Genomic DNA, 23,228 nt, shown 5'->3' on the forward strand with positions numbered 1-23,228 from the left:
GGTTCAGCCGGGCGGGGTTCAGCCGGGCGGGGTTCAGCCGGGCGAGGCGACTGCCTGGGGCGAACCGGGATTCCGGCGGCGCAGCAGCCATCGGTACAGCTCGTCGCAACCCCAGACGATGAACGGGAACGGGAGCACGAAGGCGATCATCCACGGCGCGAGTGCGGCGGTGCCCAGGACCTTCTGCAGCGGCGGCAGGTAGACCACGGCCGCGGTCAGTACCAGTTCGAAGGCGATGCCCCACAACAGCATCGGGTTCGAGAAGACCCCGATCGACCGTAGCGAGGCTCGTTCGGTGCGGGCGGCGAAGGCGGTGCCGATCTGGCCGGCGACCATGCCGACGAACGCCATCGTGATCGCTTGACGGTAGCTGTGGTGCAGTGCGGTCCCCGCACCGGTGGGGGCGCCGGGATGCCATCCGGCCGCCAGCAGCACGGCGAAGAATCCGGCCAGCGCGAGCACGGCGCAGATGACGCCGAGGAAAAGCCACGCGCGCACCATCATTCGGCGCTTGATGACCGGCTCTCCGCGAGGCCGAGGCGGGCGCCGCATGATGCCGGGCTCGGCGCGTTCGCGGCCGAGGGCCAGCGCGGGCAGGGTTTCGGTGCCGACATCGAAGGTCAGCAGCAACGGCACCGTCAGCGGTACCGGCACCGCGCCGCCGGACAGCGCGAACACCAGGAACGGCAGCACCTCGGGTGTGGCATGGGCGAAGATGTAGAAGATGAACTTCCGGATGTTGTCGTAGACCCTGCGCCCGGACTCCACCGCGACGGTGATGGTGGCGAAGTCGTCGTCGGTGAGCACCATCGTGGAGGCTTCCCGTGCGACGTCGGTTCCGCTGCGTCCCATCGCGATTCCGATATCCGCGCGCCGCAGGGCGGGGGCGTCGTTGGCGCCGTCGCCGGTCATGGCCACCACGTGACCGGTGGCTCGCAGCGCGTCGGCGATGCGCAATTTGGCCTCGGGCGAGGAGCGGGCGAAGATCACCTCGTCGGTGCTCGAGAGAAGCCGATCCAGTCGATCCTCACTCATCGCGTCCAGTTCGGATCCCGTGACGATGGCCGGTGTGCCGCGCACGATGCCGACCTGTCGCGCCACGGCCGCCGCGGTGGCGCCGTGATCACCGGTGATGACGACGATCCGGATTCCGGCGGTATGGCAGCGGGCGACGGCGCCGGGCACCTCGCGCCGTGGCGGATCGACGATGCTGACCACCGCCAGCAAGGTGAGCTCGGCCTCGGCCGCATCGGGCGTGGCGGGATCCGGCCGATCGGCGGTCAGGGGGCGATCGGCGATGGCCAGCATTCGATATCCGTCCTGGGCCCGCGCGTCGACCGTCGCGAGGACCTCCGCGCGCCGGCGCTCGGTCAGCGGCCGTGCGTGGCCGTCGGGGCCGGCTTCCGATGTGCACAGCGGGACCACGGTCTCCGGCGCGCCCTTCACGTGAAGCGTGCGGGCGCCGTCGCCCTCGTCGAGAGTCGACATGCGTTTGCGCACCGAATCGAACGCGAACTGGCGCAAGCGATGTCCGCGCGCCGCCGCGGGGTCGAGCTCTGTCGCGGCGGCGAGTACGGCGATATCGGTCGCATCGCCGACGAGAGGACCGGCGGGAGAGGGGTGGGCGTTGTTGCACAGCGCCATCGCCCGGACCGCACGGCGGGTGAGCGCACCGGGCTCGGCGTCGGGGTCGGCGAAGGGATCGATGTCGCCGCCGCTGGTGTGCACGGTGGTGACCCGCATGCGGTTCTCGGTCAGTGTTCCGGTTTTGTCGGTGCAGATCACGTCCGTGGAACCGAGTGTCTCGACCGCGGACAGCCGTTTGACCACCGCGCCCCGGGCCGCCAGCTGACGGACCCCGATGGCCAGCGCCAGGGTGATCACCGGCAGCAGCCCCTCGGGCACATTGCCGACCAGCAGTCCGACGGCGAAGATCACCGCGTCCAGGAAGGGCAGTCCGGCGCCGAAGATGGCCAGGGGAATGAACGCCGCGCCGAGGATCACCGAGATCAGCGCGATCAGCCATGCCACCCGGCGCACCTGATGTTCGAGGGGGCTCTCCTCGGTGTGCACTCGTTCCGACAGCGACGCGATCCGTCCCAGTTCGGTGCGCATCCCGGTGGCGAAGACGACCGCGACGGCTTCGCCCTGCGTGCAGGCGGTACCGCTGAAGATCACGTCGGTGGCCTGGAGCAGGGGCACCGTGGAGTCGACCGGTCCGGCACTGCGGTGGACCGGGACCGATTCGCCGGTCAGGGCCGACATGTCGACCTCGACGGCACCGTCGAGCAGGCGGGCGTCGGCCGATATCTTGTCGCCCTCGGACACGACCAGCACATCGCCCGGTACGAGGTCGGCCGTATCGATGCTCTGCCGCGCGCCGTCGCGAACGACGGTGGCGTGCAGGGGGATGAACGCGGCGAGGGCCTCGACGGCGTGTTCGGCGTGGCGTTCCTGGACGAAGGCGAACAGGGCGTTGAGCACTATCACCGACAGGATCGCGACGGCCACCGCCTCGATGCCCACCGAGAACGCCAGCGCCGCGGCCGCCCACAGCAACAGCGCGAGCGGGTGGGTGAACTGGCGCACCAGCCGGCGCGGCCACTGCCGGGTGCCGCGGCGGCGCAGCGTGTTGGATCCGGCGTGGATCAGCCGCCGTCGCGCTTCGCGAGTGGACAGTCCCTCCCGTGAGCTGCGCAGGTCCCGGAGCAGCAGGTCGAGCGGTTCGGTGGCCTCGACCTGCGCGGAGACGCCGGTCGCGGCGCGGTCGGTGCCGGGTGAGACGGAGTCGAGCACCGTCGATCACCGTCGCCGTCGGACGATGGTGCGGCCCATAATGCCTCCCTCCGGCGCCTCGCCGGTGCGGTGGATCGTGCCCGTCTCCGACTGTAGAAGTCGCGCCCGCGCATCGGGAGGGACCGCGGGGACCTCACTCGAGTGACCGGTTTCGCGCGTCGAGGTGACTTTCGGCCGTGGCGGGACTTCGGTCACCGCCCACGGCGACCGGAATGCCCTACTCGGCGAAGCGCCGATCGCGTGAGATCGACGGTATGCCGATCGTCACGCTCACGATGAACCCCGCGATCGATGTCGCCGGCCACACCGACCGGGTCGCACCGACCGACAAGATGCGGTGTGAGGCGCCGCGGTTCGATCCCGGCGGCGGCGGTATCAATGTGGCTCGCACCGTGGCTGTGCTCGGCGAGTCCGTCACCGCGATCTACCCGGCGGGCGGTCATACCGGCGCCTTCCTCGAACAACTGGTCCACGCGGCCGGGATCCCCTCGCATACGGTGCCGACCGCCGAGCCGAGCCGGGAGAATATCGCGGTCCACGCGGACGACACGGGGGAGCAGTACCGGTTCGTCTTCCCTGGCCCGCGACTCACACCGGTCGAGCAGCACCGCTGCCTGGCCGCGGTGGAGCGGCACGCGGCCGGAGCGGACTACGTGGTCGCCAGCGGCAGCCTGCCACCCGGTGTCGGACCGGAGTTCTACCAGATCCTCGCGGATATGGTTGCCGCACAAGGTGTCCGGATGATACTCGACACCTCGGGCGCGGCGCTGCACGCGATCCGCCGAGGTGTCTTCCTGGTCAAACCGAGCGTGCGGGAGCTCGCGCAGCTGGTCGGGCGCACCCTGCCCGGCCGCGCGGAACAGGTGGCCGCGGCCCGCGAGCTGGTGACCGCCGAGGTCGCGGAGGTCGTCGTCGTTTCCCTGGGGGTCGAGGGTGCGTTGCTGGTCACCACCGAGCTGTCGCGGTGGTTCGCGCCGATCCCGGTGCCGGTGCGCAGCGGAATCGGCGCCGGTGACGCGATGGTGGGAGGTATCGCGGTCGGGTTGACCCGGGGATCCGGTCTCGAGGACGCGGTTCGGCTGGGTATCGCCGCGGCCACCGCGGCGTTGACCACCTCGGGTACCGGCCCGGGGCTGCGCGCCCGCGTCGAGCAGTTGTACGAGGCGCTGGTGTCCGATCACGAGCCGGTGGCGGAGGCCCGCTGACTCACGATGTTTCTCGATCGCCGGCCCGCCGGTAGATCCGCAGTGCGATCGCGGCGGTCTGTTCCAGCGGTGCGGTGGTGTCCAGTACCGCGGCACCGGGCCAGGGATCTTCGTCGGCCGCCATCGCCGCCGCGACCGCGGGCGTGGCGTCGGATTCGGAACCGAGTCGCGCGGCGATGCGTTCGGCCGCGACCTGCTGCGGTGTGCGACAACATAACTCGATCAGTTCTGCCGCGCTGTCGGCCGCCAGTTGTTCGGCGCGGCGGCGTTGCGCGGCGTCGATCCAGCTGGCATCGAGAACGACGCAGCGGCCGGCGCCGAGCAGGGTCCGCGCCTCGGCCCGCATGAGTGTGTAGACGTGGTCGCGTGCGGCCGGGGCGTAGAGCCCGCGGTCGTATTCGGCGTTCGTGCCCGCGAGTATGCCGTCGGCTCGTGCGCCGCCGCGAATGTGGTCGCTGGACAACAGGTTTGCGCCGGTGGCCTCGGCGAGCCGGCGGGCGATCGTCGACTTTCCGGTGCCGGGCAGGCCGCCGATCAGCACCAGCCGCACCGCGCCGGCCGCGAGATGTCGCCGCGCGATCTCGAGGTGGGCGACCGCACTGGCCGCCGCGTGCCGATCGCCCTGCCGGTGACGCACGCAGTCGACCTTCGCGCGCACGGTCGCACGGTAGGCGATGTAGTGGTGGCGCAGCGATTCCGGTGCGGGGTCACCGGTCGTGTCGAGGTACTCCGCGACCACGCTGTCGGCGGCGTCCGGGTGTCCGAGGCGCTCCAGGTCCATCGCGAGAAAGCAGATGTCGTCGAGTCGATCGACATGACGGAGTTCGTCGTCGAAATCGAGGCAGTCGATGACCCGGATGCCGTCGTCGGTGACGAAGATGTCGTCGGCGCGCAGGTCGCCATGTCCGTCGACGATACGACCGGTGGCGATGCGCTCGTCGAACAGCGCTGTGCGGCCTGCCAGATACCGCATGGCCGAGTCGGCGACACGTGCTGCCGAGGCGGGCTCGATCGGTGGACAGGTGAGCCCGGACAGGAGCGACCGCCAGCGGTCGCGAACGGCGTCCACGGTCGCGGCCCGGGCGATCCGCGGGCCTGTCGGCGCTCGGTCGTGCCAGGCGGCCACCTGCCGCACCAGCATCGAGAGCGTGTCGCGGGCTACCGTCGACTCGTCGAGGCGATGCGACAACCGGGTGGCATCCGGGAGTCGGCGCATGACCAGAACCGGTTCGTCCCCCTCGCCCGTCGGGTCGCTCAGCTGCGCCACGCCCAGGTAGACGTCGGGAGCGAAGCGGCGGTTCAGTTCGAGTTCACGATCGCATGCCAGCCGCCGGGCCGCACGCGTGGAGAAGTCGAGGAAGTCGGTACGGACGGGCTTCTTGATCTTGTAGGCCCGATCTCCGTACAGAACGACCACGGCCGAATGCGTTTCGGCGAGTGCGGCGAACGGGTCGTTGGTCTCCATTCCTCCCAGCGTGTCCGATCGGCGGCGGATTCGTGATGGACGAAAGTCACCGGCCCGTGGACCGAGTGGCCCGGCCGGTGCCGTCAGTGGCCGATGTAGACGGATTTGATGTTGAAGCAGGACTCGACACCCTTCCTGCCCCGCTCGCCGCCCCAGCCCGACTGCTTGTGCCCGGAGATCGGCATCGAGGGATCCGAGGCGAGGGCGGAGTTCACCCAGATCTGGCCCGCGCGTAGTTCGTTGACGACGCGATGGGCGCGGCCGAGGTTCTCGGTCCAGATGGAACCGGCGAGTCCGTAATCGGTGTCGTTCGCGGCGGCGATCGCCTCGTCCGGAAAATTGCCCAGGATCGAATCGAAAATCCAGTGAGTGCTCGCTTACAAATCGGCAGGCAACGGGCGCCGGCCGGCCTCCATCGGCCCGGCCGACTCCGGTCGGATCACGGCGGCCGCATAGGCTGACCGCGATATGTCCGGACGAGCGGGGGAATCCGAATGAGCACTGATCCGAGCGGCCCGCCGCCGCAACCGTCGCCGCGCGGCATCTCCCGCCGCTCCCGCACCGTCCTGGTGCCGGTCGTGGCCGTGCTGGTCATCGTCGTCGCGATCGGGCTCGGTGTGGTGGCTCGCACCGCCCTGGCCAGGGAGATCCCGGGAACGGCGACGGCGGCCGGCGCGGCGACCTCCGCCGCGCACGTTCTGGACAACGGCGCGGTCCGGGTCGGTGATCCGCATGCGAAGGTGACCGTCCGGGTCGTCATGGACCTGCAATGCCCGGCATGCAAAATGTTCGAAGCGGCCAACGGCTCCGTGCTGACCGATGCCGTCCGCAACGGTACTGCCGCGGTGGAATACAGCGTCATCACGTTCCTCGATCGGGCCAGCACGACCCAGTACTCCTCGCGCGCCGGCAACTCCTCGTTCTGTGTCGCGAACGAAGGTGTCGAGCACTATCAGTCGTGGTTGTCGGAGATGTTCACCCGGCAGCCGGAGGAGGGCGGCGACGGACTGACCGACGACGAATTGGTCGGTATCGCGAGATCGGCCGGATATGCCGATGCCGCTGTGGCGCAATGCATCACCGCTCGGGCCTACGACAATTACCTGCGTATCAAGACGAAAGAAGTGCTCGCCGGAGGTGTGACGTCCACGCCCACGGTCTCCGTCAACGGTCAGCAGATCACCGACAGCACCGCGCTCCTGCGTCCCAACGGTCTCGCCGCGGTCATCGCGGCCGCGAGCTGAGGGATATCGCGCTAGGTGCCGTAGGGCGCAGGATCGCCCTCGTCGTTCGCCGTCTCGCCGGAATGCGGTGGGGGAGAAGCCACGTGCGCGCAGGTGAGGGTTCGGCCGAACTGGCGGGCGATATCCGGGGGCAGTTCGGAATCGGTCATGACGCGGGTGATCTCGTCGAGGCCGGCGACCTTGGCGAGGGCGCGCCGGCCGAATTTGGAGCTGTCGGCGACGACGACCGCGTGGGCGGCCGCGGCGATCATCGCCCGCTTGAGCGGCACTTCGAGGGTGTTCATATTGGTGATGCCGGCGTCGATATCCACGGCGTCGGCGCCCAGAAACGCCCAATCGGCGGTGTAGTCGGACAGGAATGCGATCGCGCGCTCGCCGACCAGGGTGTACACCGAGCCGAGTAGTTCGCCACCGGTGACGAGCAGGCGCACGCCGGGTGTTTCGGCGATGAATGTGGCGATGCGCAGGTCGTTGGTGATCACCGTCAGATTCGCGTGCTGCCGCAGGGCTCGTGCGACCTCGTAGGTGGTGGAACCGCTGTCGAGGATCACCGTGTCACCGTCGTGGACCCGGCGCGCTGCCGCCGCCGCGATCGCGGCCTTCTCGGTGCGGCGTTCGCCCTCTTTCATCGTGTAGGGCAGCTTCGCCGTGGCGCCGGGAGTCGGACGGGCGCCACCGTGGGTGCGTTGCGCTTGCCCCGCACGCTCGAGTGCGTCGAGATCTCGGCGAATCGTGGATGCGTCGACGCCCAGTTCGTCGGCCAGGGCCTTGGCCTCGACGTAGCCGTCCGTGACCAGCCTGTGCATGATTTCGCGCCGTCGGGTGCTGGCGTGCAACTGTGCCTCCGAGACCAGGTTTCCTGCGTCGGTCGTGCTGTACTGCGGTTTCGTGCATGGTACTCGGAGCGGCGGTTGACTTGCCTCATCACCACAGTGCATGATTTCGAGCATTGGCTGCGCGATTTCGCGCATGACGGACCGAGGGATCCATGAGTCGCACGCTGAACCTGTTGGCCGACGAGGGCGACCTGGTCGAATCGCCGGCCTGGCGCGAATTGAGCGCGCACCGTGCGGAATTGGCGACGACGTCGCTGGCCCGGCTCTTCCGACTGGATCCGCGGCGGGGGACCGCCATGTCGGTCGAGTACGACGGCGTGGTCCTGGACTACTCGAAGAACCTGGTCACCGCGCGAACGATGGAGCTGCTGATCCGCCTGGCCGCGGACCGTGGCCTGCGCGAGGGAATCGGCGCCATGTTCGCCGGGGAGCGGATCAACACGACCGAGGATCGTGCCGTCCTGCACACCGCCCTGCGCGCCGACGCGTCGGCATCGGTCCTGCTCAACGGCGAGGATGTGGTCCCGTCGGTGCACGCGGTGCTCGATCGCATGCGCGATTTCGCCGATCGGGTGCGTTCGGGCCGGTGGCGCGGGGCCACCGGACGCCCGATCCGGACCGTGGTGAACATCGGCATCGGCGGATCCGATCTGGGGCCGGCGATGGCCTACCACGCCTTGCGGGAACGGGCCCAGGACGGCCTGCAGGCGCGATTCGTCTCGAATATCGACGGCCATGACATCACCCGGGTGCTGCGCGATATCGACCCCGAGACGACGCTGTTCGTCGTCTCCTCGAAGACCTTCACCACGATCGAGACGCTGACCAACGCCCGCACCGCGCGCCGATGGCTACTGGACGCCCTGGGTGACCCCGCCGCGGTCGGCAGGCACTTCGTCGCGGTGTCGACCGCTGCCGAGGAGGTCTCGGCCTTCGGGATCGATCCGGCCAACATGTTCGAATTCTGGGACTGGGTGGGCGGCCGATACTCGGTATGGTCGGCCATCGGACTGTCGCTGATGGTCGTCCTCGGGCCCGATTCCTTCGCCGAACTGCTCGCCGGAGCGCGCGCCATCGACCATCACGTCCGCACCGCACCCTTCGAGCGGAACCTGCCGGTGTTGCTCGGCCTGCTGGGAATCTGGCACCGGAACTTCGGTGGGGCACAGTCCTGTGCGGTCCTGCCCTACGACCAGCGGCTGGCGTTGCTGCCCGCGTACCTGCAACAGCTGGACATGGAGAGCAACGGCAAATCGGTCGATCGTGACGGAAACCGTGTCGCCGTCGATACCGCCCCGATCATCTGGGGCGAACCCGGTACCAACGGTCAGCACGCCTTCTTCCAGATGCTGCATCAGGGAACGACCCCGACCCCCTGTGACTTCATCGGTGTGCTCGAACCGGGGCACCCGCACTCGGCTCACCACGATCTGCTGATATCGAATCTGTTCGCCCAGACCCGCGCCCTGGCGTTCGGCGATCTCGACGATTCCGGTGAGGTGCCCGCCCATCGATCGTTTCCGGGAAATCGCTCGAGCAACACCCTCCTGCTGCCCCGCCTCGGCCCCTACGAGCTCGGGCAACTGATCGCCGTGTACGAACACAAGGTATTCGTGCAAGGGTGGATATGGGGTGTGAACCCGTTCGACCAGTGGGGTGTCGAGCTCGGCAAGAAGCTCGCCACCCGTATCCACGACGAGCTTCGATCCGAACGGTCACCCGGTTTCGACAGCTCCACGAACGCACTTATCATGCACTACCGGCATGCCCGGCAGTTCGGGCACCGTCGACCGACCACCTGCGACCCGACCTGAAAAGAGCTGTATTTATGGCCTCCACCAATGCAATTGCCAATATCGGTGTCACCGGTCTGGCGGTCATGGGCAGCAACATCGCCCGCAACTTCGCCCGCAACGGCTTCACCGTGGCGCTGCACAACCGCAGCGTCGCCAAGACCGATGCCCTGCTCGAAGCCCACGGCGACGAGGGCAACTTCGTGCGGACCGAGACGGTCGAGGAGTTCGTGGCGGCATTGGAGAAGCCGCGCCGGGTGCTGATCATGGTCAAGGCCGGTGAGGCCACCGATGCCGTCATCGAGGAACTGGCGGCCGCGATGGAGCCCGGCGACATCATCATCGACGGCGGCAACGCCCTCTACACCGACACCATCCGGCGTGAGGCCGCCATGAAGGAGCGCGGCCTGAACTTCGTCGGTGCCGGCATCTCCGGTGGTGAGGAAGGCGCGCTGAACGGTCCCGCCATCATGCCCGGCGGCCCCAAGGAGTCCTACGAGTCGCTGGGCCCCATCCTCGAGAAGATCGCCGCCGATGTCGACGGCACGCCGTGCTGCACCCACATCGGCCCCGACGGCTCCGGCCATTTCGTCAAGATGGTGCACAATGGCATCGAGTACGCCGATATGCAGCTGATCGGTGAGGCCTACCATCTGTTCCGCGATGCGCTCGGCTTCGACGCCAAGCAGATCGCCGATGTCTTCACCGAGTGGAACTCCGGCCCGCTGGAGTCCTATCTGGTGGAGATCACCGCCCAGGTCCTCTCGCAGACCGACGCCAAGACCGGCAAGCCCCTGGTCGACGTCATCGTCGATGCCGCCGAGCAGAAGGGGACCGGACGCTGGACCGTGAAGGCGGCGCTCGATCTCGGTATCCCCGTCACCGGAATCGCCGAGGCCGTCTTCGCGCGCGCCCTGTCGGGCTCCCGCGCGCAGCGCAAGGCCGCACAGGGACTGGCCTCCGGCACTCTCGCCGAGAAGCCCGCTGACGCAGCGCAATTCACCGAGGACATCCGGCAGGCCCTGTACGCGTCCAAGATCGTCGCCTACGCGCAGGGGTTCGATCAGATCGCGGCCGGCAGCGCCGAATACGACTGGGACCTGCGCCCGGGCGACCTGGCGACCATCTGGCGCGGGGGGTGCATCATCCGTGCCCGTTTCCTGAACCGTATCAAGGAGGCCTACGAGCAGGATCCTGTGCTGCCGACCCTGATTCTCGCCCCCTACTTCCGGGAAGCGATCGAACACGCCATCGACAGCTGGCGGCGCGTCATCGCCACCGCGACGATGCTCGGAATTCCGGTCCCGGCGTTCGCTTCCTCGCTGTCCTACTACGACGCCCTGCGCGCCGAGCGCCTTCCGGCGGCGCTGACGCAGGCGCAGCGTGACTTCTTCGGCGCCCACACCTACGAGCGGGTCGACGCCGCCGGGAAGTTCCACACGCTGTGGAGCGGCGACCGCAGCGAGGTCTCCGCCTAGCGCGGGCCGGGCGCCGGGCCGATCGCGAAGGACCGCCGGAACATCCGGCGGTCCTTCGCGTATCCGAGGGGGCTACCAGGTGTAGATGTGGCCGGGTGACCAGGTACCGCTGTGGGTCTCCTGGGTGACGGCCGGGGCCGCGGGCACCGCCGACGGGTCGATGGGAGTCAGGCGCTGCAGCTCGCCCCAGTCCTGATCCCAGTCGTATTCGAGGTAGGTGGCCAGCGTCTGCGACCGCAGCAACTGCTGGCTCCAGCCGAGCGGGCCGCCGCCGACGTGGCTCTCCCACATCGTGGTGTCGTGGGCGCCCAGCCGGTTGGGCAGGATGCGCCAGCCCGGTACCTGGGCGATGCCGTCCTTGTGGTCGAACGGGCGCTGGCATGGGAACTGCAGGCCCACAGCCCAGTCCAGCAGCACCGGCTGTTTCGAACCGACCAGGTCGTTGAGGGTGTGCGTCTGCGGGATGCGCGGCGGGGTCAGCGCCACCCACCGTTGCGGATCGAGGTTGTGGTCCTTGGCGACGATGCGGATCACGTTGGACTGCGCGGGAATCCGGTCCAGCGGCACTCGCAGATTGCGCCATGACGGCGCCGGGCCGATGTCGATCGGGGTCACCCGTCCCTGCGGGTGTGCACTCGTCGCGGAATCGGTGGTCCCGTACTCGATTTCCACCGGCTCACCGCCGACGTATGCGCCGTCGGGGCCTACCGCCTGGACGCGGCCCGCCGCCGCGATCGAGATGATGTCGCCGCGGTCGTGCTGATCGGGCAGGCGGTACCAGCCGGTGACGAGGTCGGCGGGCTCCTGTTGCTCGTAGGTCCCGAGTTCCGGTGTGGTCGCCGCGTCGAGGCCGTAGGGCAGTGGGGCGCCGCCGGTCTGGGTGGCCGAGTCGCCGGCCTGGTTGCCTTTGCCGGACTTGTCGCCGAAGGATTTGGAGATGCTGCTGGTCTCCTCCTTCTCGTCGGGGGACATGATGTCGCCCACACCGTTGGGCACGAAGCCCCGGGCACCGCCGGTGAAGGTGGAGAACTCGTCACCGACGAGCGGCGTCATCATCGAGGCGTTGGGGTCGGTCTCGACCATCACCTTGTTCGCCAAGCCGCACGGATTGCCGACCGCGGCATGGATGTTCGAGGAAGCCAGGGAGAAGCCGGGGTACTGCGTGAGCGCCCCCACGGTGAACGAGACGACCTCGAACACCACCAGGATCGCGGCGGCCGCGGTCAGTGGCGGGAACTTGGCCAGGCGCCAGGCGCGCGGGGATACCCGGTGCGGGGTGCCGGGTTTCGGCGCCCGCACGTGCCACCAGATCGCGAGCAGCAGGCACAGTGCGGCCACCACCAGGAATATCCTGCTGAACCCGATGCCGAGGACCGACGGTGACTCGTCCCACCACGGAACGCCGAAACTCGATACCCACCACCACTGGTTGACGCTGGTGAAGATCTGCGCCATCGCCAGTGACACCACCGCGGCGAACAACGCTCGATTGCGCGGCGAGCGCATGACCCGAGGCCCCACCGCGACCGCGGTCAGCACCGCGACCGCTCCGGCCAATCCGGCGTATACCCCGTTGTGGTGGGTGAACTTCGTCGGCGCGGTCGCCATGAGCACCATGGCCCCGAACGTCACGCCGAGCAGCCGCCGGGCGGGGCCGGACGCGGTGAACGGGATCCGGCCGCCCTTGCGCAGCAGGACGAATACGCAGACCAGCAGGCCCAGCCACATCGCGACCATGCCGAAGCGGCGGGCGATGGACCCGTCGGCCGACGGCATGAACAGCCACTGATAGTTCAGGTAGTCGTTGTACCAGGGGTCCGACGGCCCGACGATATTGTGCACGCGCTGCATCTCCGACATCGCCGAGAGCGGTTCGACGGCGAAGGCGAAGGCCAGCACCAGCATTCCGGACGCCAGCAGCGGTGCCAGCAACGCGCCGTAGGCCTTGATCCAGGCGCTCGACGACACCGCGGCGCCGGGGCCCGCGCCGGCCATCTCGCGTGCTCGCGGGACGCCGAATCCCACCGCCGAGCGCAGGCCGGCCAGCAACGGCGCCAGGCAGATGATTCCGGACGGGGCCGCGGTGAAACTGAAGGCGGCGACGAGGATCGCGAGGGCGTACGGCAACAGCCGGTGGGTGGCGATGGAGCGTTCCACCAGGCACCAGGTGAGCAATACGCAGACCGCGACCACCGGCTCGGGGCGCAACCCGTTGTTGTAGGGCAGCCACACGGCGAGGAAGGCCAGCGCGCCCGTCCACACCGCCACCTTGTCGTGGCGCACGGCCACGCCCAGCCGCGGAATCACCTCCCGGCTCAGTGCCAGCCAGGTGACCACGGCCGCCAGCAGCGTCGGCAACCGCATCCACGGACTCGCGACGCTGATCTCCGACATGTGGGCGATGATGTCGTACGGCGGTGTGCCGACGGGGTTCTCGGGCACGCCGAAGAAGCGGAAGTAGTTGGCCATATAGCCCGACACCAGTGAGGTGCGCGCCATTCCGAACTGGTAGCCGTCGTCGGAGGTGGTGGCCCCGATGAAGTGCCACACCAGCAGCGTCGCCCCGACCACCACATCGACACCGGTGAACCGCCACCATCGCTGCGGCAGTAGGCGCCGGAACCGCCGTCCGTCGGTCCGGTCCAGCCGATACAGTGCCCCCAGGGCGATCAGCGTGAAAGCGACGGCCAGTACTTCGGCGGCCCGCTTGGGGAAGGTCGGCGTGACCGAGAACCGGCTGTCCACCTGCGCGACGACCTCGGCGCCGTCGGCTCTGGGGAGATCGCTGAAGATGCCGACCACTTGTGGCCGCCAGTCTCCCGGCGGCAGTACCGACGCTTGGATATCCGAGCCGGGCAGGGTGACCTTCGTCGAGCTCATATCGGCGTGCACGGTCAGGGTGCTGTCGGCGACCGCGTCGATCGGGACGCTCAACAGTGACTGATTGCGCAGCACCACCTCGAGCAGGGCGGGTTTGCCGCCCTCGGCGGGCCGCACACGGGCGACGAACCCGTATTTCTCGAGCTGCGGCGCGCCGGCGGGCAGGGTTGAGGCCAGCACTCCGCCGTGTGCGCTCAGCTGTGCCATCGACCGGCCGGGGAGGGTCGCGTCGAAGGTCAGGGGGGCGTAGGTGACGAGTGGCGCGTTGATGCTGCGGGTCGAATCCTGTTGTGGCCACGACAGGGTGGTGTGGTCCACCTTCACCGGAAGCAGCGGCACCGCGATGGCGCACAGCGCGCCCAGGAGCCCGGCGATGAGGGCCACCGGCTTGGCCCAGTGACCGCGATGTCTACTCGCGGTCCCGGGGTCCGCGCCTGCCGTCGGCGCACCGTCCGCCCTCACCATCGTGTCGACCACGGTCGCCGATGCTAGCGTGACGCTTCTGTTATCCGCGATTTCGTCTGCCGTTCCTCAGCCTGTGCTCAGGGTCGGCGACGGTGCCCACACCACCGCCCGGACATCTCGATTCGAGTGATACCGTGAGGCAAGCAAATGCTTGGTCAAGATCGGGGTGCTGGTGGCGAGTGACTTCGGAGGGCGCCGCGGTGCGGCGCTGATCGCCGGTGGTACCGGCGGTATCGGCTCGGCCGTCGTCGAACTGCTCGCGCGGCGCGGCAGCGATATCGGATTCACCTATCGGGCGAACCGGGAGGGAGCCGAGCTGCTCGCGAACAAGGTCGCCCAGTTCGGCCGTGCCTGCCATATGTGGTCGTTGGATTCGAGCGATCCGGCCGCGATGGCAGCGGTGGTCTCGGATTTCCGGGAACGGTTCGGTGGTGTGCACACCGTCGTCTATGCCGCCGGCCCGCACGTGCCGATGGTGCATCTGAGCACGGTGTCACCGGAGCGGTACCGCGACCAGTTGAACGCCGACGCGGTGGCCTTCTTCACCCTGATGCACGCGACCTTGCCGATGCTGCGGGAGTCGCGGGGCGCCGTGGTCGCGGTGACCACCGCGGCGGTCCGGCGGCACCCGGTTCGCGACGGACTGTCGGCCGGAACCAAGGGGGCCGTGGAAGCGGTGGCGCGCGGCCTGGCGGTCGAGGAGGGGCGTTTCGGGGTGCGGGTCAACTGCGTGGGGCCGGGCATGCTCACCGATGGAATGGCCGAGCGGCTCATCGAGTCCGGGGATCTGAGCGCCTCGGCACTCGACGTCGCCCGGGGCAACATCCCGCTGCGCCGGTTCGGCCGCGCGCACGACATCGCCGAGGCCGTCGGATTCCTGGCCTCCGATCGGGCCGGGTTCATCACCGGTCAGACTCTCGATGTCGACGGCGGATACACGGCCTGAAGATTTCCCGTCAGCCCGCGCGGCATGCCTGCCGTGACGACATCGTGAAGGTGGCGCCGTCGAAATGAACGGGGACGGTGAATCGCGCCGCGCTGAAGTCGGTGGCTCCGTGGAATCGCGCGCTGTCGAAATATGCCGGGCCGCGAAAGGCGGTTCGCCGGAACCCGGCATAGTCGGAGAATACGGTCAGTGGGAATTGCGCGGCGACCCGAAAGGTCGCACCGTCGAAGCGCGCGCTGTGGAACCGGGCGCCGAAGAATCTGGCCGAATCGGCGAACTGCGCGTCGCGAAACCACGCGGTGTCGAATGCGGCCATCTGGAAATGGATTTCGCTGCCGAAAATCGCGCTGTCGAACCGGGTCGTGCCGGCCAGCGTCGCGTGTTCGAACACCACGGGGCCGCGGAAGACGGCGGCGGTGAAGTCGGCATCTTCGAGGTGGGCGCCGCGGAAATCGAAGGTGGCCCGTGACCAGCTGCGGCGGGCGCCACGGCGGACACGATCGGCGATGACGGTCACGATCGCCCGGCGCACGGCCCGGTCGTGGAGGTCGATCAGCCCCGGTCGGCGCGGAAGCCGGAGATAGCCGCACAGGATGTCGATGCATCGTTGGCGTGGCGCCGGTGCCGACACATCGGCGATGTGGGCGAGAGTGCGGATCGCGGACAGTTGAGCCGTCCATTCGCCGACATACAGCGTGGCCGCCGCCGAAACGAACCTCTCGTCCGTGTGTTGCCGTAGATATCGAAACCTGTTGCGCCGGAAGAAGTCGGCCGGATCTGCTTTGTCGATCAGAATATTGTCCGCCGCGGAAGCGGGGACGGAACGCGGCTGTACGAGCACAGCCATTCGAACCTCCTAAACGTCGTGCAACGCCCAGAAAAGCTCTCTACTCGCTGTCGCGACGATATAGCCGCTCGACATTCGTGATAGCGATCGTTATCGAAGAGTAATCGTCGAGCGCGGCGTGCCGACCGGAGGGGTGAGTCGTCAGGAGTCTCGGCGGGTGGTGCCCGCCGGTGAGCCGAGTAGGGTGAGGGCCCGCATGCCGAGGGAGCCGAGCTCGGCGTACGACACGACAGTGAATACGCCCACTGCGTGACGTGACGGACCGAGGCCGTATCGGATCGGTTGTGCGGCAGCGTATCCGGTCTCATGGGGGACCGGATGGTGGCTTCCTGTGCGAAGGAGCGTGTGACTGGTGACCGCGGAGTGGAAGGCGGTGCCGTTGCCTTGCTGGCACACCGCCGTCCAGCGGGCGCGGCGCGGTGCCGATGAGCGTGAGGTCGGTGGCGTAGGCGGTCAGCGCCGGCGCGAGGGCGGCCGCGGCGGTGGGCGTGCGCATCCACAGCTCGAATTCCGTTGGGGCCGAAGCGGTGTCGTCGAGATCCGCGGTGGTGCGGGTTTCCCACGGGATGATGTCGAAGCCCGCCTTGTGCTCCGCCGGCGGCAGCGGCCCGATCGCTGCCCTGGCCTGCTGCTCGGGTTCGGTGTCGGCGGCGTGCAGGGAGATCGACGCGGTGGCGATGACCCCAGAAGGCTGTTCCGCGAGCACTGGCGCGGTCGCGAAGGTCCGTCCCTGATGGTGGACCTGGGTCCGGTACCGAATTTCCCGGTCGGGCTTCCCCTCTCGCGGAAACAGCGCGTGAACAGATTCGACGGACTTGTCCGAGCGGGCCGGCTGCGCGGCACGGACGAATTGGCCGAGCAATGGGCCACCGAAGATGCGGTGGTGACCCAGGCACTGATCGGGTCCGGTGAACGCCGCGATGTCGCGGTCGCCGTCAGCGGCCGGAACCGGTGCGGGTCGAGACAGGCGAGAAGGTCGCTCCACAAATCGGGCATGATCCCGAGCGTAATCGACCTTCTCGGCTAAGAGAATGAAATTCTCATTCTTGCGCGAAGCCGTGTGCGCAGAAGTTCCAGACCTCGTCGGCGGTGATCGGGTGCGAGGTCTCCTCGTCGGTGCTGCCGGTGGACTGAGCGGTGAACATCACCGTCTGCATGACCATCGCCGCGGTCCGGCGGGCGTTGAGCTCCTTGCGCATCCGGCCCTGTTCCTGGGCCTGGTCCATCAATTCCGTGATGAGGCTCAGCAGCGGCGCGTGCGCGATCTCGACCTGGGCCGGATGAGAGACCAGTAGTTGTGGCGCGAAATCGGTGAACAGCGGGGGCCGGGCCGTCGGATCGGGCCGGCTCAGCTCGAACAGCAGCTCGATCGTCACGCGCAGTCGGTCCAGGGGGTCGTCCTGGCCGTCCGCCGCGGCGCGCAGCTGCTCGGCGGTGCGGCTCAGCGCGTCCTCGAACAGCGCCAGCAGCAATTCGTGTTTCCCGTCGAACTGCAGGTAGAAGCTGCGCAACGACTGCTTGGAGCGGTCCACGACTTCCTGCACGGTGAAGTCGGTGGTGCCCTTTTCGGCGATGATGGCCTGGGCCGCGTCGAGGAAGCGCTGCACTCGTTGTTCGGCACGCAATTTCGCGGTCCGGATCGAGCGCTCGACGGCGCGTTGCTTCCAGGCGGGCTCTTCGCTGGGGCTGCTCACGATCGACTCGGTCCTTGGTGATGTGTGCAGAACATGAATGCACTGTACCGGAGAATGTCATGTTCCCGGGCGTCGATCTCGGGTGTCCAGATACAAAATTGGAGACTGTTAGATTCCAATGCGGAGAATGTTATTCCCGCGTCGGTGGGCAGTCTCGCGGCCGGAGCGGCGGTCCCGGATGCTCACCTCGACCTCGGCTGGACCGAACTGACCGGGGCGGCGGCAGCGGTGGAGCTGGGCATCGTCCTCGAGGAACCGGGCCACGCCACCGATCCCACCCCTACCTGGCGACCATGACGCGATTCGCCCCGCTGGCAACGGATTTCGCCGATCCTGCCCGCGCGGGCGCCGCGGTGCGCTGGTGAAACCGCAGCGCGGCACCGCGCCCGCCTGCTGATCGGCGGGTCTCGAGTCTCCCGCCGATCGGGCCGGTGCCCCTTCCCGGTCGTGTCGGCTGGCACACTGCAGAGATCCCGGCGAACATCGCGGGGTGATTGCGAGTATCGGCCGGAACGGCCGATGCGCGAGGTGCGCCCGGTCGGCATGTGTTCGTCGTCCGGCGGGAGAGTGAGAACCGAAGATGGACGACCACGCGGTGGCCGCAGAGCTCGCCCGGGAAGCCGGTGAGCTGCTGCTCGAGATTCGTGACCAGGGCGGTGCGGTCGGGGACAAGCGCTCGGACGAACTGTTGCTGAGCCGGCTGGCCGAACTTCGCCCCGACGACGCGGTGTTGTCGGAGGAGAGCACCGACGATCCGATTCGACTGTCCCGCAGCCGGGTCTGGATCGTCGACCCCCTCGACGGCACCCGCGAATACGGTCAGCCCCCGCGCGCGGATTGGGCCGTACACGTGGCCTTGGCCGTCGACGGCCGCGCCGAAATCGGTGCCGTCGCCCTCCCGGTCCCGGGGCTGGTATTGGAAACCGGTGCGCCTCCGGCGCTTCCACCCGCCCACGACGGGCCGCCGCGCATCGTCGTGTCCCGCAGCCGCCCACCCGCGTGCGTCCACCATCTCACCGCCGTCCTCGGCGCCGACACCATCCCCATGGGTTCGGCGGGCGCCAAGGCGATGGCAGTCGTCCGCGGCGATGCCGACATCTACGCCCATTCCGGCGGCCAATACGAATGGGACTCCTGTGCGCCGGTGGCGGTGGCCGCCGCGGCAGGCCTGCACACCTCGCGTCTGGACGGTTCACCGCTGATCTACAACCAGCCCGATCCGTATCTGCCGGACCTGCTCATCTGCCGTCCGGAGTTGGCGGACCGAGTCCTGGAAGCATTGCGGGACTTCGGAATCTGAGCGGTACCGCGTCCGGGACCGTCGGCCGGACAGCCACCGGAACGCGTCAGCCGCCAGGTCGAATGCCGGTCGAGATGTCGACGATCACCCGATCCGATGTGACCTCTCGGACCTTGACGGTGGCACCACCGTCGGTGGATCCCGATTCCCCGACGGGGACGGTCACCTTCTGCCCACCCACCGACAGGGTGACCTGGTTACCCTCGACGGCCACGAGTTCGGCGTCCACGCCGAGCACACTCGCCTTGGCGTTGACACCCCGGTCGAAGGTGATCGTGCACCCGTCGACCTTGCATGCGGTGGTGGTACCCGCACCGTGCACGGTGCAGGCGGCTGCGGCCAGCACGGTCACGGCGGCGAATACGGGCGTGAGGATCAGCTGTCGAACGAACACCAGGGCACTGTAGACCGACACCGGCGCCTGCGGGTTCCCGATCCGGATCAGACCCTCAGGCCCCTCGGACCCCCAGGCCCCTCAGACCGATCGGGCAGGTGGACCGGGTAGCCGTCGGTGAGAGCGCCCGCCGCGCGGAGCAGCGGGACCACCGTGGTGGTCGACCGTGCGCTGGAGGCCGGCCGATCATGGCCGAGTTGCACCTGCGGGCGATTCCGATTGTGCGATCGTAGAAGCGCACACCCGACATAGGGGGCGATGCGCGTGGTCGTCCTGACGAGGAGGAACGTGATGAGCACAGGTGGTTACCAACCTCAGTTCGGCACGGCGGCGGGCGTGGCACCCGGCGGGCTCGGCAAACGCGCCGCGGCACGTTTCATCGACTGGATCATCGCGGGCATCGTCGGCGGAATCCTGTTCTGGCTGCTGAACAAGGCGAACACGCCCGACTGGGTGTCGATCCTGCCCGGTGCCGGCTTCGGCTTCCTGTACTTCGTCGGATTCGAGATAACGACGGGATCCACACCGGGTAAGAAGATTCTGGGCCTGCACGTCAGGGGATCCGGGGGTTCGGATAAGCCGAATATCAAGGATTCCGCACTACGCAACGCGTACATGCTGCTCAATCTGATTCCCTACATCGGCGGGCTGCTGTGGTTCATCGCCGCGATCGCCATCGCCGTCACGGTGAGTTCCAGCCCGACCAAACAGGGCTGGCACGACAGACTTGCCGACGGCACCCAGGTGGTCGAAGGCTGATCCGGTGTCGGTAGCGTCAGGACGGCTGGTTCAGATACCCCAGTAAGTCGTTGTGCAGTAATCCGTTCGACGCGGCCGCGCTGCCGCTGAGCGGGCCGGGGTCGCCGTCGAGGCCGGTGAGGGTGCCGCCGGCCTCGGTGACGATGATCGCGTTGGCGGCCATATTTCCCGGGGACAGTTGCGGATCGGCGCAGATATCGATCACCCCCTCGGCCACCATCATGTAGGACCAGAAGTCTCCGTAGGCGCGTGTCCGCCACACCTCGCGGGACAGGGCCAGGAAGTTGTTCAACCGGCCGGATTCCTCCCAGCCGATGACGCTGGAGTAGGCGAAGGAGGCATCGGGCAGTGTCGAAACGCCGGAGACGCGCAGGCGGGACGCCGAGGAAAGACTGCGGCCGGTGAACGCGCCGTGGTCCTTCGCGGCCCACCAGCGGCGGGCCAGCGCGGGAGCGGAGACGACACCGGCGACGGGACGATAGCCGCCCTCCGACACCTCCAGCAGCGATATCTGCGTGGCCCACACCGGCACACCTCGCACGTAGTTCTCGACTCCGGCGATGGCGTCGACCACCCAGCAGCGCGGACCGCCACCTACCAGACCTTCACCCGCACCGAGAACGGCATCACGCGGACGGGAGCGGCGAAGCTGGCCACGGATGAGCTTTTCCACCGCGTTCTCGGCGTCGCTGACCGAGGTCATATCCGGTCTCGTCCGGGCCGTGAGGTCGAGGCCCTTGAATCTGTCCATATTCACCGCGTCGGCGGAATCGGCGAGGACATGGGCGAAACGGAGATCGTCGTCGAGGTGGTCTTGCATGACTGCAAGCTATCCGGAGCGCATGGCCCCTGCCACCGAATGATCAACTCGGTTAACGCCCCCGCGTTCTCGGGCGACGTACCGGGTGTCCGACGTCGAACGAAAGGAGCCGGTTGTATGCCTAGAACCGTTGTCGCACTGGCACTCACCGTCGCGGCCACGGCGGCCTGTGCCGGGACCTCTGTCGCCGAACCGGAACCCCCCACCTCGCCTCGGCCCTGTCCCGCCGTCCCCGCCGACCGGGTGCAGGAGGCCGTCGGACGGCTACCGGACGCGTTTCCCGATGTGCCGTGGCAGGTTTCGGGCAGCGGTTCGTCCGTCGATTGCGCTCTGAACTGGGTGCAGGTCGATCCGGAGGGTGCGACCGGTAGTTCGCCCACGCACATCCTGCTGTTCGACCACTTCAAGTACGGGAGCACGGCAACCGAGAAGCCGACCGCTTTCACCGGTGTCGTCGGCAGCGACGCTCCCGGGCAGATCACCGTGCGGTTCCGATGGCTCGAGCCCGGTGACCCGAACGCGAATCCGACCGGACAGGCTACGGTGCGCTACGAGCTGTCACCCCAGGCCCCACCTCATCCGATCGATCCGATGCCGCCCCAGGCCGTTGCCTGACGACCCGGATCGGGTCGATCGGCCGTCACTTCTGCCCGAGCTCCTCGGCGAGCATCACGATGATGCCGCTGGGACCGCGGACATAGGTGAGTTTGTAGATGTCCTGGTAGGTCGCTACGCCGCGTAGCGGATGGCAGCCGTGCTTCGCGGCTATCTCGAGGGCGTTGTCGATATTGTCGACCGAGAAGGCGACGCGGTGCATGCCGATCTCGTTGGGACGAGTGGGCTCCGACTCGATCGCTTCGGGGTGGATGTACTCGAAGAGTTCGATGCGACCCTGACCGTCCGGGGTCTGAAGCATCGCGATGTTGGCGTGGTTGCCATCGAGGCCGACGGCAGTGTCGGTCCATTCGCCACTGACCGTGTCGCGGCCGAGGACCGTGAGACCGAGGTCGGTGAAAAACGCGATCGTCGCTTCGAGGTCGCGAACGGCGATGCCGACGTTCTCGAGTTTGATGGGCATGCGCTGTATGGTACCGAGTCGGTCCGACCGGTCCCGGCGACGACAGAGCCGGTACTCGGACCCGCCGGCGTCGATACCCGGCGAATCGAAGGTGCCCCGGGCTCACAGTTGAGCCAGCCGCGCCGCGGTCGCCCGGGTGCGAACCCACACGCCGGCCTCGCGCGTGAGATCGGTTGTGCTGCCGAGCAACTCGTCGAGAACGAGGACCCGGCGCACGTGCCGGTGGAATTCGTGTTCGGCGGTGAAACCGAAACCGCCCAGCACCTGCTGGCAGTGCCGAGCGGTGCGGCGGGCGGCCTGACCGGCGGTCGCCTTGGCCGGCAGCGCGCCGAGTTCGTCGTCGGCGGTGGCGAGGGTGGCCTCGGCGGTCAGCAGGTCGAGTTCAGCGGTATTCACGATGGGTCCGTTCGACCGTGGTGCGTGGGCCTGCGGTGGGATGTCCCTGTCACTCCTTGCCAGTCGCCGGGCGATGATGTTGCGCTGGATCTCCGCGGTGCCCCGTAGCTGGTGGCGGCGCGTGAGTACAGGAATTCGGTGCGCCATCGCGGATCGTCCCCGGATCTGGGCGGATCCTGGTCGCTGCCCGAGATCGTCGGCCTGCAGCAAGCGAAACGGCTCGCGCGCATCTACGCCGGGACCAGCGAGGTGATGAAGACGATCAGTGCCAAATCGCCGGCGCTGTAACCGGTTCCGCCCGCGAAACGACCCGGCCGCGCGGGCGCCGCGGCCGGGTGGGTCACGTCAGTCGCCGGGAGTGTCGGTGAAGCGCTGCAGGTAGAGCTGCTCGCCCAGCGCGGTCAGGAGGCCGAGCTCGGTTTCGAGATAGTCGACGTGGCTCTCCTCGTCCTCGAGGATCGCCTCGAAGATGCGCGCGGAGGTCACATCACCGCGCGAACGCATCAGGTCGATGCCGCCCCGCAGCCGGGTCACCGCCTCCATCTCGATCTGCAGGTCCGCCTCCAGCTGCTCGGGGACGGTCTGGCCGATCCGCAGCGGATTGAGCTTCTGGTAATTCGGCAGGGCATCGAGGAACAGGATCCGGTCGGTCAGGATCTCCGCGTGCTTCATCTCATCAATGGATTCGTGCCGCGTGTGCTTGGCCAGCTTGGTGTAGCCCCAGTTCTCCTGCATCTTGGCGTGCAGGAAGTACTGATTTATCGCCGTGAGCTCGGCCGTCAACTGCTCGTTGAGCAGAGCGATGATTTCCTTGTCGCCTTCCATGGGGTGT

20 protein-coding genes and 3 pseudogenes are annotated in these 23,228 nt (G+C 68.1%); 10 read left to right on the forward strand and 13 right to left on the reverse strand.

The genetic code is table 11. The features are described from left to right. Positions 1-33: 33 nt before the first annotated feature. Positions 34-2,796 (reverse strand): cation-translocating P-type ATPase, encoded by a 2,763-nt coding sequence (locus LKD76_RS15330; protein ID WP_227982007.1) that lies wholly within the window; start codon positions 2,794-2,796, stop codon positions 34-36. 254 nt (positions 2,797-3,050) lie between these two features. Between LKD76_RS15330 and LKD76_RS15335 the strand changes: the two genes are divergently transcribed. Then, positions 3,051-4,001, forward strand: coding sequence for a 1-phosphofructokinase family hexose kinase (locus LKD76_RS15335; protein ID WP_255661516.1), 951 nt, complete (start codon positions 3,051-3,053; stop codon positions 3,999-4,001). A 1-nt stretch (position 4,002) separates the two neighbouring features. Here the strand turns inward: LKD76_RS15335 and LKD76_RS15340 are convergent, their stop codons facing one another. Continuing rightward, complete coding sequence (locus LKD76_RS15340) at positions 4,003-5,466, reverse strand: bifunctional aminoglycoside phosphotransferase/ATP-binding protein (RefSeq protein WP_227982009.1); 1,464 nt, start codon at positions 5,464-5,466, stop codon at positions 4,003-4,005. Between the two features lie 83 nt (positions 5,467-5,549). Continuing rightward, positions 5,550-5,798 (reverse strand): annotated as a pseudogene (locus LKD76_RS15345) (aldehyde dehydrogenase family protein); the annotation flags it as partial. Positions 5,799-5,960: 162 nt separating this feature from the next. Here LKD76_RS15345 and LKD76_RS15350 point away from each other — a divergent pair. Beyond that, positions 5,961-6,710, forward strand: coding sequence for a DsbA family protein (locus LKD76_RS15350; RefSeq protein ID WP_227982010.1), 750 nt, complete (start codon positions 5,961-5,963; stop codon positions 6,708-6,710). An 11-nt stretch (positions 6,711-6,721) separates the two neighbouring features. Here the strand turns inward: LKD76_RS15350 and LKD76_RS15355 are convergent, their stop codons facing one another. Beyond that, on the reverse strand, positions 6,722-7,546 hold the full coding sequence (locus LKD76_RS15355) for a DeoR/GlpR family DNA-binding transcription regulator (protein WP_255660086.1): 825 nt from the start codon (positions 7,544-7,546) through the stop codon (positions 6,722-6,724). Between the two features lie 152 nt (positions 7,547-7,698). On the opposite strand from LKD76_RS15355, the gene pgi reads away from it, so the two are divergent. Both pgi and gnd read left to right on the forward strand, forming a co-directional pair. Then, entirely contained in the window at positions 7,699-9,360 is a 1,662-nt protein-coding gene (gene pgi / locus LKD76_RS15360) for a glucose-6-phosphate isomerase (protein WP_227982012.1), read from the forward strand. A gap of 14 nt (positions 9,361-9,374) precedes the next feature. Further along, positions 9,375-10,817, forward strand: a complete 1,443-nt coding sequence (gene gnd, locus LKD76_RS15365) for an NADP-dependent phosphogluconate dehydrogenase (RefSeq protein ID WP_227982013.1) — start codon at positions 9,375-9,377, stop codon at positions 10,815-10,817. Between the two features lie 72 nt (positions 10,818-10,889). On the opposite strand, the gene LKD76_RS15370 is transcribed toward gnd, so the two are convergent. Then, positions 10,890-14,174 carry an arabinosyltransferase domain-containing protein gene (locus LKD76_RS15370; RefSeq protein ID WP_227982014.1) on the reverse strand — a complete coding sequence of 1,095 codons (3,285 nt, stop codon included), beginning with the start codon at positions 14,172-14,174 and terminating at the stop codon, positions 10,890-10,892. Between the two features lie 139 nt (positions 14,175-14,313). Between LKD76_RS15370 and LKD76_RS15375 the strand changes: the two genes are divergently transcribed. Next, the gene (locus LKD76_RS15375; protein WP_227982015.1) at positions 14,314-15,108 is read left to right on the forward strand and encodes an SDR family NAD(P)-dependent oxidoreductase; all 795 of its coding nucleotides are present in this window, start codon (positions 14,314-14,316) and stop codon (positions 15,106-15,108) included. 10 nt (positions 15,109-15,118) lie between these two features. Here LKD76_RS15375 and LKD76_RS15380 read toward each other — a convergent pair whose 3' ends face one another. From LKD76_RS15380 to LKD76_RS15390, 3 genes are all read right to left on the reverse strand, one after another. Next, a complete protein-coding gene (locus LKD76_RS15380; RefSeq protein ID WP_227982016.1) occupies positions 15,119-15,955 on the reverse strand; it encodes a pentapeptide repeat-containing protein in 837 nt (278 codons plus the stop codon). A 304-nt stretch (positions 15,956-16,259) separates the two neighbouring features. After that, positions 16,260-16,817, reverse strand: coding sequence for an acyl-CoA thioesterase domain-containing protein (locus tag LKD76_RS15385; protein WP_372465812.1), 558 nt, complete (start codon positions 16,815-16,817; stop codon positions 16,260-16,262). A gap of 178 nt (positions 16,818-16,995) precedes the next feature. Continuing rightward, positions 16,996-17,649: a TetR/AcrR family transcriptional regulator gene (locus LKD76_RS15390; RefSeq protein WP_227982018.1), complete on the reverse strand. Its 654-nt coding sequence runs from the start codon at positions 17,647-17,649 to the stop codon at positions 16,996-16,998. Positions 17,650-17,829: 180 nt separating this feature from the next. On the opposite strand from LKD76_RS15390, the pseudogene LKD76_RS15395 reads away from it, so the two are divergent. Then, positions 17,830-18,005, forward strand: a pseudogene (locus LKD76_RS15395) (acyl-CoA dehydrogenase family protein); the annotation flags it as partial. Between the two features lie 224 nt (positions 18,006-18,229). Next, complete coding sequence (locus LKD76_RS15400; RefSeq protein WP_227982019.1) at positions 18,230-18,949, forward strand: 3'(2'),5'-bisphosphate nucleotidase CysQ; 720 nt, start codon at positions 18,230-18,232, stop codon at positions 18,947-18,949. Positions 18,950-18,995: 46 nt separating this feature from the next. Here LKD76_RS15400 and LKD76_RS15405 read toward each other — a convergent pair whose 3' ends face one another. Beyond that, on the reverse strand, positions 18,996-19,343 hold the full coding sequence (locus LKD76_RS15405; protein WP_227982020.1) for a hypothetical protein: 348 nt from the start codon (positions 19,341-19,343) through the stop codon (positions 18,996-18,998). Between the two features lie 291 nt (positions 19,344-19,634). Here LKD76_RS15405 and LKD76_RS15410 point away from each other — a divergent pair, with 291 nt between their 5' ends. Next, positions 19,635-20,102, forward strand: coding sequence for an RDD family protein (locus LKD76_RS15410; RefSeq protein WP_227982021.1), 468 nt, complete (start codon positions 19,635-19,637; stop codon positions 20,100-20,102). A 16-nt stretch (positions 20,103-20,118) separates the two neighbouring features. Here LKD76_RS15410 and LKD76_RS15415 read toward each other — a convergent pair whose 3' ends face one another. Then, positions 20,119-20,922 (reverse strand): inositol monophosphatase family protein, encoded by an 804-nt coding sequence (locus tag LKD76_RS15415; protein ID WP_227982022.1) that lies wholly within the window; start codon positions 20,920-20,922, stop codon positions 20,119-20,121. 117 nt (positions 20,923-21,039) lie between these two features. Here LKD76_RS15415 and LKD76_RS15420 point away from each other — a divergent pair, with 117 nt between their 5' ends. Continuing rightward, entirely contained in the window at positions 21,040-21,537 is a 498-nt protein-coding gene (locus LKD76_RS15420; protein ID WP_227982023.1) for an LppP/LprE family lipoprotein, read from the forward strand. A gap of 25 nt (positions 21,538-21,562) precedes the next feature. Here the strand turns inward: LKD76_RS15420 and LKD76_RS15425 are convergent, their stop codons facing one another. Together LKD76_RS15425 and LKD76_RS15430 are read right to left on the reverse strand one after the other, a co-directional pair. Then, positions 21,563-22,000, reverse strand: coding sequence for a VOC family protein (locus LKD76_RS15425; protein ID WP_227982024.1), 438 nt, complete (start codon positions 21,998-22,000; stop codon positions 21,563-21,565). A gap of 102 nt (positions 22,001-22,102) precedes the next feature. After that, positions 22,103-22,366: pseudogene (locus LKD76_RS15430) on the reverse strand (acyl-CoA dehydrogenase family protein); the annotation flags it as partial. 168 nt (positions 22,367-22,534) lie between these two features. On the opposite strand from LKD76_RS15430, the gene LKD76_RS15435 reads away from it, so the two are divergent. Next, positions 22,535-22,684, forward strand: coding sequence for a hypothetical protein (locus LKD76_RS15435; protein WP_227985508.1), 150 nt, complete (start codon positions 22,535-22,537; stop codon positions 22,682-22,684). Positions 22,685-22,741: 57 nt separating this feature from the next. Here LKD76_RS15435 and bfr read toward each other — a convergent pair whose 3' ends face one another. Beyond that, positions 22,742-23,221 (reverse strand): bacterioferritin, encoded by a 480-nt coding sequence (bfr, locus tag LKD76_RS15440; RefSeq protein ID WP_227982025.1) that lies wholly within the window; start codon positions 23,219-23,221, stop codon positions 22,742-22,744. Positions 23,222-23,228 lie beyond the last annotated feature (7 nt).

Origin of the sequence: Nocardia spumae (genome assembly GCF_020733635.1) — a bacterium.
GTDB lineage: Bacteria > Actinomycetota > Actinomycetes > Mycobacteriales > Mycobacteriaceae > Nocardia > Nocardia spumae.